This window comes from Planktothrix sp. FACHB-1355, from assembly GCF_014748295.1.
Taxonomy (GTDB): Bacteria; Cyanobacteriota; Cyanobacteriia; order Cyanobacteriales; family Aerosakkonemataceae; genus Aerosakkonema; species Aerosakkonema funiforme_A.
In genome coordinates, this window is record NZ_JACJUP010000064.1 from 1 (window position 1) to 12,013 (window position 12,013).

7 protein-coding genes are annotated in these 12,013 nt (G+C 44.5%); 1 reads left to right on the forward strand and 6 read right to left on the reverse strand.

Annotated elements, in window-relative coordinates:
• A partial coding sequence (gene folP, locus H6S82_RS05340; RefSeq protein WP_191056060.1) for a dihydropteroate synthase occupies positions 1-730 on the forward strand: 730 nt, incomplete at its 5' end.
• 79 nt (positions 731-809) lie between these two features.
• Here the strand turns inward: folP and H6S82_RS05345 are convergent.
• From H6S82_RS05345 to H6S82_RS05370, 6 genes are all read right to left on the reverse strand, one after another.
• Complete coding sequence (locus H6S82_RS05345) at positions 810-1,604, reverse strand: paraslipin (RefSeq protein WP_190470586.1); 795 nt, start codon at positions 1,602-1,604, stop codon at positions 810-812.
• Between the two features lie 47 nt (positions 1,605-1,651).
• The gene (locus H6S82_RS33275) at positions 1,652-3,850 is read right to left on the reverse strand and encodes a PAS domain S-box protein (protein ID WP_190470583.1); all 2,199 of its coding nucleotides are present in this window, start codon (positions 3,848-3,850) and stop codon (positions 1,652-1,654) included.
• A 326-nt stretch (positions 3,851-4,176) separates the two neighbouring features.
• Positions 4,177-5,901, reverse strand: coding sequence for an alpha/beta hydrolase (locus H6S82_RS05355; RefSeq protein ID WP_199315482.1), 1,725 nt, complete (start codon positions 5,899-5,901; stop codon positions 4,177-4,179).
• 60 nt (positions 5,902-5,961) lie between these two features.
• Complete coding sequence (locus tag H6S82_RS05360) at positions 5,962-10,098, reverse strand: PAS domain S-box protein (protein ID WP_190470578.1); 4,137 nt, start codon at positions 10,096-10,098, stop codon at positions 5,962-5,964.
• 429 nt (positions 10,099-10,527) lie between these two features.
• The gene (locus H6S82_RS05365) at positions 10,528-10,947 is read right to left on the reverse strand and encodes a secondary thiamine-phosphate synthase enzyme YjbQ (protein ID WP_190470576.1); all 420 of its coding nucleotides are present in this window, start codon (positions 10,945-10,947) and stop codon (positions 10,528-10,530) included.
• Between the two features lie 11 nt (positions 10,948-10,958).
• On the reverse strand, positions 10,959-12,013 hold a 1,055-nt coding region (locus H6S82_RS05370), incomplete at its 5' end, for a glycosyl transferase (RefSeq protein WP_191056061.1).

The following is a 12,013-nucleotide window of genomic DNA, read 5'->3' on the forward strand; positions in this document are numbered from 1 at the left end:
TGCTTTGGCACAAGCTCGATATTTAATAGCAGCTGGTGCCGATATTCTCGATATCGGCGGTCAATCAACTCGCCCTGGCTCTGCTGAAATATCCTTACAAGAAGAACTTGACAGAGTGGTGCCGATCGTGCAAAGGTTACGGGACGGGCAAGATGCTCATCCCACAATACCGATTTCTGTCGATACTACAAAAGCAGCTGTAGCAAAGGCTGCTGTTGCAGCTGGTGCAAATATAATTAATGATATTTCTGCTGCGACTTTCGACCCAGAAATGTTGCCGACAGTAGCACAATTGGGCGTTCCAATTATATTGATGCACATTCGGGGTACGCCGCAAACTATGCAGCAGATGACTGATTATCGAGATTTGATTGGGGAAATTTACGAGTTTTTGGCAAGTCGAATTGCAGATGCGATCGCAGCTGGAATTAAGCGAGAAAAAATTATCATCGATCCGGGTATTGGCTTTGCTAAAACTTATCAGCAAAACATAGAAATTTTGCGAAGATTAGCCGAATTTCGCGCTCTGGGCTGCCCGATTTTAGTGGGGCCATCCCGCAAAAGCTTTATCGGACATATTCTCGATCGACCAGACCCCAAACAGAGAGTATGGGGAACCGGTGCAGCTTGTTGCGGTGCGATTGCCTTTGGTGCTGACATTCTGCGCGTTCACGATGTTAAAGAAATGCGAGATGTTTGTCGCGTCGCCGATGCCATCTTTCGATTTTAGATTTTGGATTTTGGATTTTGGATTGAATTTTTTATGTCTTTTTTGACTTTTGACTTTTGACTTTTGACTTCCCGACGCGCTATTTCTGTTTTCCCTCCTCATTTTCATTGTGAGAATTTAGCAACTCTGCTAGCGCTTCTGTCATCGCTTTCGGGTCCATAAACAGAATTTTGGAATTAGGACTTTCACCCAGTCTAAAGTTAGCATCGACAAATCTTTGGGCTAACAAAAACTGCAAAACTTCCTTACTGTTAGGTTGCGATCGCAAAGCTTCCGAAAGTCGTTTCATATATTCCAAAGTAGCCTCAGCCTCTAAAATAGCGGCGTGTTTTTTGATCTCAGCAGCTTTCTCTTGTTGCATCGATTCCAGAACCTTTGGCGCTGGTATAATATCGCGAATTTCCACGCGAGTAACCTTGACACCCCAAGGTTCTGTTGCTTCGTCCAATTCCTGCAACAGTGCCTGATTAATTTCCTTTCTCCCAGAAAAAGTCTCGTTTAATTCCATCTGACCGATTTCAGACCGCAACATCGTCAAAACTAAGTTTTGAATCGCCTCCTCAACATTATCAATAGCGTAATAAGCTCTTTTCAAATCCAAAATCCGCCAATACACAACAGCATCGGCTTTGAGAGAAACATTATCTTTAGTAATTGCTTCCTGGGGAGGAATATCCAGAACTCGCTCGCGTGTTGTCTCTTCCCAAACTATAGTGTCGAGGAAAGGAACTATAAAATTAACACCCGGTTTCAGCGTAGCAATGTATTTGCCCAAGCGCTCTACCAAAGCTTCATATCCTTGATTGATGATTTTGACCGAACCTATTAAGTAACCGATCGTCAGTAAGGCAAGGGCGGCGAATATCGCTTCCATAAACAATTTCTCCTGCTCAACTTTTGCCAAGTTATCTGGGAAAGCAGCTATTGGCAAATGGGAATTTCAATGCAGAATTCGGCTCCTGACCCTGGTGTGGAAATACACTTTAAAACACCTCCATGTTTTTCGACAACAATTTGATAGGCGATCGCCAAGCCCAAACCAGTACCTTTACCGACAGGTTTAGTCGTGAAAAACGGATCGAACAAACGCATTTTGACATCTTCCGTCATGCCGAGACCATTATCAGAAATGCGAATCACAGCGCGGCAGGTATCAGAGGAGAGGTAAGTGCGAATACGGATCAAAGGCGTAGAAGAAAATTTACTCAGTCGTGCCCTTTTTTCCCCCTGTTCTTCTGCTTCTTCAAGGGCGTCGATCGCGAAGCGTGACTCCAAAGAGTCAATCGCATTGCCGATAATATTCATAAATACCTGATTTATTTGCCCAGCATAACACTCCACTAAAGGCAGGTTGCCGTATTCTTTAATTATCTCAATACCGGAATGTCGGCTGTTTTTTTCCCAAGTTACTGTCTGAGAATGCAGTCGATGCTGCAATATTAACAAGGTACTATCGAGACCTTCGTGAAGATCGACTGGCTTCATTTCTGCTTCATCTAAGCGAGAAAAATTCCGTAAGCTAAGGACAATCTCGCGAATGCGTTCTGCCCCCACTTTCATCGAACCGAGCATTTTGGGCAAATCCCCAGTCAAAAAGTCGAGGTCAATAGCTGCCGCTAACTGCTGAATTGCCGGTACTGGTTCGGGGTAATGTTTTTGATAAAGTTCGATTAGCTCTAACAAATCTTGCAGATAGTCGCTAGCAGGGATAAGGTTACCATAAATAAAGCTAACCGGATTATTAATTTCGTGAGCGACACCGGCGACCATCTGACCCAAAGAGGACATTTTTTCGTTCTGAATCAATTGGGTTTGAGTTCTTTGCAATTCGAGCAAAGTTGCTTGCAGCTCGGAGGCTTTTTGGCGCAATTTTTCCTCGGAGCGACGTAAAGCTTCTTCCGCTTCTTTGCGATCGCTAATATCCATCAGCAATCCATCCCAAAGAATTTCCCCATTGGCTAACTTTTCCGGACGGGCAGCACCTTGTATCCACTTAATTTTTCCCGATGGAGTCATGCAGCGCCCCTCCCAGCGCCAAGGTTGAAGCTGTTGGGCAGAAACACCAATTAACTCGTTGAAGTGTTCTCGATCTTCTGGAGGAACGGTAGCAAACATCAGCTGCGCGTTGTTTTGAACTGCTTGTGGTTCGAGTTCGTAAATTTCTCTCAAACCGGAGCTGATGTAGGGAAAACAGAATGAGCCATCTGGCCGCAATTGAAATTGATAGATAACTCCCGGCACATTGGCTACCAGCTTTTGAAATTTTGCCTCAGCAGCTCTCAGCGCTGCTTCTGTAGATTCGCGTGCTGCCTCGAGCTGTTTGCGATCGGTTATATCGCGAGCATTAGCATAACACAATCCCTGTTCGCGGATAGAAATAGCATTCCAGGATAACCATTTATAAGAACCATCTTTACAAAGATAGCGATTTTCAAAGGTAATTGTATCAGAGCCTTGAGATATTTTCTCCAATTCAAGCAAACTTCTTTCGCGATCGTGAGGATGGACAAATTCAATAAAAGGTTTCGCTAGAAGTTCTTCTTTGCTGAAACCAAGTGTTTTTTCCCAAGCTGGATTGACTTGTTTGAAGTAACCGTCGAAACCCGCAACGCACAGCATATCCAGCGATAGGGTAAAAAATCGATCGCGCTCTTCCTGAGCTTGCTTGCGGGAGGTAATATCGTTCTGCACGCCGATAAAGTGAGTCACCAGACCTTCGGAATTCCGCACTGGTGAAATTGTCAGCTCGTTCCAAAAAGTGGTGCCATCTTTGCGGTAATTCTTTAAGTTTACCTGACAGTCGCGCCCTTCGCTGATGCTAGCGCGAATTTGGGCCAAGGCAGCAGGATCGGTTTCCTGACCCTGTAAAAAGCGACAGTTACGTCCGATTACCTCTTCGGCGGAATAGCCGGTGATCCTTTCAAATGCACGATTGCAATAAATAATCGGTCTATCTGGCAAGGAACAGTCGCTAATCACCACCCCGACGCTACAGGCGTCGATCGCTTGCTCTAGCAGACGCAGGCGATCTTCTATCTGTTCTGGCTCGTTAATGTAGCGGCAGACGACTGCTTCGTTTGAGTATTTGACCGATTCCGGGTTAGCTTCTTTCAGTTGCATGGTTTCCTTAACCAGATTTTCTGGCTCTACTTCGCACCCCGTTAAATTGACGTCGCCTGCTAGCGCAAGCGATCGGCCTGGTTCTAGTCTAAAAGTATTTAGCTAAAGTAAAATTTACAATCAAATTTTTCTAATTAATATAATAAAATATCTATGCTAAAATTCCAGCCTTGTTTCTGTTAATATAACTAATAAAAATCAGTATTTCAAGGCCAAAGTGGTGATTTTAAAATTAGCCGATACAGAAAGGGTAAAGTAATTCTAGGTTGGATTTTGCTAGAGCTTAACCCAACCGACGCTTTCCTGAAGATCAAATTTAAAATTTCCTACAACACAGCTGCTAAATTCAGCCACTGAAAGACAATCGCAGGTAGTTCTGCATTTAGTCGCAAAGGTAATTCCGAGGTAGAGAGAGATTGGGCATAAGCTGGTGTTAAAAACGGTTCGTAGTTTTTTGCTTCCGGGGTCAGCTGTTTGATGAAAGCTAGCGTCGCACCTTTAACCACTTGACGCAGCGGTTCGGCTTCTTCTCCTATTCGCTCTCTCAGCAGAGTATTTCTACCGTAACTGCCTGGGTTACCAACGCTTAAATGAGTAGCGCCAATTGCGGTTAAAAGATATTTAGTACCGCCAAGCTGGGTAAAAGGTTGCAGCTGATGTGCGATCGCAGGTGTAAAAGCATCTTCAGTGCTGGCTAAAATCATGGTGGGAATTGCTACCTTTTTCAATCCGCTCTTTCCCTGACTGGGGCGAGAAGGGCCAAACAGTTGACCGATGAGGGGGTTGAGCGCGATCGCTGCAACTATGCGATCGTCCCGCAATTGCAGTTTGCGATCGGGCAGATCGGCAGCAGCGCACTGCAACCACTCACCCGGAGACGGGAGTAAAGGAGCATTTAAAGACAAATTTTCTCTGTTTCTACTATTTGCAGAACTTCTATTTGAGTCAACAGCAAACATAGATTTACAAGCTTGTTTCAAATAGTCTAAATTAACTTCGGCTCCACCCAAAGCTAAAGCAGTGTAACCTCCTAAAGAATGACCGATCGCCGTGACTTGTCGAGTGTTAATTTTGCCCTGTAACGCCCCTGGTTTCTCGTTCATTTTTGCCAGTTCATCTAACAAAAAGCTGACATCTTTAGGTCGATCGATAAATTCGCTGGGTGGGATTAAACTGTTCGGTTCACCGCTCACAGATGCTCTCGATACGGAAGTATAGTTGCTACCGGGATGCTCGATCGATGCTACCACGATTCCGTGCGAAGCTAAGTGACGAGCCAAATATTCTAAAAAGGTGCGATCGGCACCAAAGCCGTGAGACATTACGACGAGAGAACCAGCGGAATTATCGCTGTAATAAATATCTACAGGAATGGTGCGATCGCGTTGTCGATCTTCAAAAGTTAGGGTTTTTTTGATGACGCGCTCTTCACCTGGGGCAGCTGGGTCAACAGATGCGCGAAAGCGGGAGGTTTCGACAGTTAGTTCCCGTTCTAATAAAGGGCCTAGAGCGTGGCTTTGCCAATAGGAGGGGTTAAACTGAAGGGCGACAGCGATCGCCTCAGTCGCATCTACGGTCACGGTTTCACCAGGTAGCGATCGCAGAATTCCGATTAAGGTGATACCGTTTGCTTGTCGTGCTGCTACGGCGATGGCAGCTTGAATTTGCGCGATACTGAAGTCGGGTATAGCGCGTTTCAAAGCTGTGAGCAACTGCTCTGACATGGGCGATCGCAACCAATTTTCGATAAATTTATCTGTTAGGTTGGGGTCGAGTTGCAAACGTTGAGAAAAAGCTTCTCGCACGCTGGAAGTCAGCAGAAAAGAGAAAGGTTTCAAAGCAGCAGATAACTCTCCCGTTTTGGCAAACCGATCTAAATCTGCTACTCTGACCGACTGCTCGAACGGGCCAAGGCGCAACCTCAAGCGATCGACTGCTACAGCAGGTGCTGCTAGGGAAGTTAAAAGTAAAAAGTCAAAAGTCAAAAGCAAAAGAAATAAATTAAATTTTTGGGGTTTTATATTTGCCATTTTTCCAATTTGGTTCGCCATAGTTTTTGACTTTTGAGTTAATGAATTGCTCAGATATTCAGCCCCTGTGCCTTTCCTAATTTAGCCTTTATTTTGCGCTACGGGGATTTCAATGCTGAACTCCGAGCCTTGTCCTAGTTCCGAAAGACAGTTTAATACTCCACCGTGTTTTTCTACCACAATTTGATAGCTAATGGATAAACCCAAACCGGTACCTTTGCCTACGGGTTTGGTAGTGAAGAACGGGTCAAATAAACGAGCTTTGACGGCTTCTGTCATACCAGGGCCATTGTCCCGAACTCTAATGGCTACTCGATCGAGTATGCGTTGTTTTGTGTCATCAGTCGCCAACTTCTGAGTGGTGACGATTTCAGTGCGAATCTCGATCTTTCGAGGTGCGGGTTGATTTTCCAGAGCGTCAATGGCGTTATTGAGGATATTCATAAACACCTGATTCAGTTGACCAGCATAGCATTCTACTGGGGGCAAATTGCCGTAAACTTTAACTACTTCTATGGGAGGATAATTTGGTTTCGCTTTCAAGCGATTGTGTAAGATTAGCAGTGTATTCTCGATTCCCTCGTGGATATCCACCGTTTTCATGTCGGCTTCGTCGAGACGGGAGAAATTTCGCAAACTCAGCACAATTTCGCGGATGCGATTGGCTCCTATTTTCATAGAATTGAGGATTTTGGGGAGGTCTTCCAGCAAAAAGTCGAGGTCGATCTCTTCTGCCAATGCTTGAATTTCTGCTGGTGGAATGGGATAGTGCTGATGGTAAAAGTGTAACAAGTTTAACAAGTCTTGGATATACCGATCGGCATGAGTGAGATTGCCGTAAATAAAGTTGACCGGGTTGTTGATTTCGTGAGCGACACCGGCTACCATTTGTCCCAAACTGGACATTTTTTCGCTTTGAACTAGCTGGGCTTGAGTTTGTTTTAATTGGTGCAAAGTTTGTTCTAGCTGGTAGGCTTTTTCCTCAGCTTGTTGAGTGGAATGTTGGGCTTGGGTGTAAAGTTGCCTGAATCGCTCTTCCGATTGCCGCAACGCTTCTTCTGCGACCTTGCGATCGGTGATATTTTGGACTAAAACCATGCCTGCGAAGATTTCTCCCTCCTGATTGGTAACTGGTAAAATTTGCAACAAATAGGTTCTATCGCCATAAGGCATTTCAGAAACTGTCTTAGTGCCAGCAAGTGCCGCTCGATATATCGACTCAATGCTAGACCAGATTTCCGGTGGCCATACCTCCCAAAGCGTCTTACCTTCCATTAACTCTTTTGAAAGTCCGATCGCCCCTAGTTCGGTTCCGTCCGCCAGTAAGTAGCGCAAATCGCGGTCAAATAAAGCTACCGAACCGTTGGGAAAATTCCGGGCGAGGGTGCTGTACAGTTCTTCGCTGCGCCGCAGGGCTTCCTCCGAGCGTTTGCGAGCGCTAATATCCCGAACAATTACAATCGTTCCATCTTCGAGTAATGGCGATAGCCTTGCTTCGTAAAAGCATTCTCCTTGCGGCATCGGTAAAGAATACTCAATCGTAACTAAGGAGCGAGTTTGCTGTAATTCAGCTATTGCGTCTTGTAATTTTTGTCCAATTTGTGCTGGTAAAACCTCGTCCATCCGTTTTCCGAGAAAAACTTGTGGTGGCGCGTAAAGATGCTGTGACTGTCCGGCCATATAATCTAAAATTGTGCCATCGCTAGCAAGCCGGAAATATATATCGGGAAGAGCCTTAAAAACTGCCTTCAATTCTGCTGTAGTTTGGCGGAGTTTTTCCTCTGAGAGCTTGCGATCGGTAATGTCCTGCGTCACGCCAATAATCCCGACGATTTTTCCTTCTGGGTTAGGGTAAGGGCATTTTGTCGAAAAATAAGTTCTGGTAATGCCGTTAACTACTAAAACTTCCTCTAATCTCTCCGTTTTACCGGATGCGATAATGCGTCTATCTGTTTGGATGAGTTTACGTGCTATTTTAGGCGGGAGCAACTCAAGATCTTTCTTGCCAATTATTTCTTCTATAGTTCTTCCGAAAACGCTAGCCCCGGCAGAGTTGATCATCACATAACGACCTTCAATATCCTTGACAAAAATAGGATTTGCTGTGCCTTCAATAACGGAATTTAAGAGGTTATTGCCAATCTCGACATCTTTTTTTGCTGTTTCCAGTGCTTCTTGTACTCGCTGGCGATCGACTATTTCTGCCTCCAACTGCCGAATCACATTCCTTAATTCAGCAGTGCGCTCTTGCACGCGACTTTCTAAAGTTTCGTTAAGCTGTTTGAGAGCTAGCTCTGCTTGTTTGCGATCGGTAATTTCTTGCCAGAAACCGATTAACTCCAGCAGATTCCCCTCATTGTCTCGGATCGCTCTCACTTCATCGTGCATCCATCGGTAAGTGCCATCTTTGTGGAGGAAGCGGTATTCATTGCAGTCATAATCCCGCTCAAACAAATGCGACATCCCCTCCAATACGCGAGGGGCATCTTCTGGATGAATATGACTTAGCCAGAAGTGGGAATCTTCTAAAAAATCTTTCGGTGCGTAGCCCATCTGCATTGTAACATTTTGACTGACAAAGGTAGCGCCAAAATCGTCATTAGCTTTGCAACTGTAGATGACTGCCGGACTTGCATTCACAAGATGTTCCCATCGTTTTTGTGTTTTGTACAGTTCTGCCTGTGCTTGTTTTCTTTCTGTGATATCGATGAAAACTATCACAGCACCTTTGATTGCTTCTCCATCTAGGATTGGATAGGAGGAATATTCGACAGGAAAAGCTGTGCCGTCCCGCCGCCAAAAAACTTCGTTATCCACGCGGCAACCGATTCTTTTGTAAAAAGCACAAAAGATGGGACATTCAGAACTGGGATATGCGGAGCCATCGCTGTGAGTGTGGTGGATTAACTCGTGCATATCTTTACCCAAAAGTTCTTCGGGTTTATATCCCAGCATCTCTGCTGCTGCTTTGTTAATTAAGGTACAGCTTCCTTCTAAATCGATTGCGTAGATACCTTCGCCTGTTGATTCTAGAAGTAATTGAATGCGATCGGCTAATTCCAAACGCTCTTGTTCGGCTCGTTTGCGTTCTGTTATATCGGTGGCGACGCCGCAGACTGCGTAGAGAACTCCTGTAGCGTCGTACAGAGGAAACATGCTGGCAATGTAAGTATGTATGCCATCTTGTTGAGGAACGAGTTCTTCCCATTCTAGAGGAGTTCCAGTTTCGAGTACCTTGCGATCGCTCTCGCGAAATCTATCGGCGATATCGCGGGGTAAAATATCGTAGTCGGTCTTACCTTCGATGTGTTTTCGACTTACTCCAAATAACTTTTCATGCCGTTGGTTAGAGAAAATATATCGCCCTTGAGTGTCTTTGGCGAAGATGACTGCGGGAGAATTATCGAGGATAGCTTGTAGCCGTTGTTCGCTTTCCCGCAGTGCTTCTTCAGTTCGCTTGCGATCGCTGATGTCGGTGGTTGTTCCTATATAACCCTTAATCTGATGGGTGCTATTTTGCTGCACAGCTGCTTGACCGAATACCCAGATTGTTGTACCGTCGGAATGCTGAAAACGGTATTCTGAGCTAAACGGCAACTCGGCTTTTACAGCTTGCTGCCACTGTTGCAAAACGCGATCGCGATCTTCCGGATGTATAGCTTTTAACCAACCCTGTCCCAGCGCCTCTCTGGGAGTTAGTCCTGCGATCTCCTGCATTCGATCGTTGACGTATAGGTAGCGTCCCTCAGCATCGGTGTGGAATATTCCGACTGGAGATACTTCTGTTAATGTTTGGTAGCGTTCTTCGCTCTCCCGCAGCGCTTTCTCTATGTGCTTGCGATCGCTGATGTCGTAAGCTATTGCATACGCCGAACCATCTGCTGTCAACTCGGCTCCCGTCCACATCAGCCACTTATAACTGCCATCTTTGCAGCGGTAGCGATTTTCAAAATAGATGGTATTGACGCCTTTTGAGAGCTTTTTTGCTGCCGCTAGGGTCGCTTCTCGATCTTCGGGGTGGACAAATTCGATCGCTGCTTTTCCCAACAGTTCTTCCCTCCTAAAACCCAGCGTTTTTTCCCATCTGGTATTGACGTGCTGGAAATAGCCGTTTTTATCGAATATACAAACTAAATGCCGGAAAAAATTCCCAGATACCTTTGTTTCTATCCGTTTGTACTCGCCTAACTTCTCTAATTTTGCATTTTTAAGAATCATTTTTTTACCTCATAAATCTAGTTCAATATTTAGAGCAATATTTTTTTCAAAACCTATACAAAACTATGCACTTATACAAATTTCTTAATACTTTATTTTTAGCTTGGTTACCTCTGACGAATCTGACTGTGTTTATATTTTTCCCATTTTTCTAAAAAATAGCAACATAAAGCTCGATCGTCAGCAACTACAAGAGTTAGCTATGCTGCTACCATTAATACCCTTTCTTTTATAAATCTGCAATATTAATTTTTTTTTACAAAAATCTCTTCAGAGGCTACCCAGGTAGATTGTCAATAAAACAACACAAAAACTTTATGCTGTTATAATTAAGATGGCTTTATATATACTTTAGTGAAAAATTCAAACAAACAAAGAATTTAGCCGATCGCATCAGCTATCTGCTTTCAAGTTGATTTATATACTATCTCAGTCCCCCGTGATGTGTATAAATACTTCCCGAATATGACCGCGCTGGCGATGTTCCCAAATGTAAATTCCCTGCCAAGTACCCAGCACCAATTCGCCTTGAGAAATAGGTATTTGTTCAGATGTTTTGGTAAGGACTGTCCGAATGTGGGCGGGCATATCATCAGGCCCCTCAGCATTGTGGATGTAGCGCTGACTATCCTCCGGTACCAGCTTAGCAAAGAATTTTTCCAAATCTAGCAGAACATCCGGATCGGCATTTTCTTGAATCACTAAACTAGCAGAAGTGTGGCGCAAAAACAATGTACAAAGGCCAGTTTTTATACCCGATTCAGCAACTATATTTTCCACTTTAGCAGTAATGTTGCACAAAGATTTACCTGCTGTTTTAATGGTAAGTAATTGTTGGTGACAAGCCATAGTTTGGGAAATTAATTATTTTGCAAATAGTTGACAATTTCTTGTGCGATCGCTTCGGTGCCATCTTTCGGTAACGACTGAGTTTGACGGGGCGGTTTTAGCGGTTCGTGCAGAAATCCCCAACCGCCCTCAAAAAACTCAGTTGGGCTGATAATTTGATGATAACCGTAATTTTGAATTCCTTCTATGAGTAAAGGCGATTCGGCAAAACCTTCTCGCGTTAGGGTAACAATCGGAACATCAAGTCGCAAAGCTTCGGAAAAGGTGCTGTATCCGGGTTTGGAAATTACCCGTCCGCATAAAGGCATCACATCGACCGGACGGCACTCGCCACCGTCAATTGGCAGTAAATTAGGAAAATCGGGTAGATCGCGATCGAAACTGATAAATTGCCAGTCGGGAAATTTGAGTACGTTTTCGTAAGGAATTTGTTGTAAACCCAAACCGCCAAATGTGAACAGAATCGTTTTTTCTGGCGATGTAGTTATATTAAAGCGAGTGCGTAGTTCGTCTAAATTGTATCGGGGCGAACCGCCAGTCAAACCCACATCATCGATAACTGGAAAGGCACTCATCGGTTCGTGAAGAGGTAGGCGAAATAAGCGATCGCACTTACTAAAACATTCGCCAATCCAATCAGCTATTTCAATAAATTCTCCACCCCAATCACCATAGATAAAATCCCAACCAAAATTGCTCATCATCCAACATGGTATCCCAGCAGCTTTGGCAATAACCGCTGCCAAAGGTGGAATATCTGCCAGCATTAAGCTGACTCGGTTTTGGCGAATAAAACTAGCTTCTGTCGCCACTATAGATTGCTGCTTTTTGATAATTTCCCGCAGTTTTTCCAGTGTAGCTGCTTTATCCATATTCAAGCTATCTGACTGGATGACTCCCACATCAAAACCGCGAGGACGATGAATAAAATCTCCTGGAATATAGGACTCCAGCAACCATCGCGGTGCTGTTGTCACCATAATTAATAACACTTCTGGATTTAAGCGCTGAATTTCGGCGGCGACAGATGCTGCACGCACTGCATGACCGAATCCATGATTGGTGA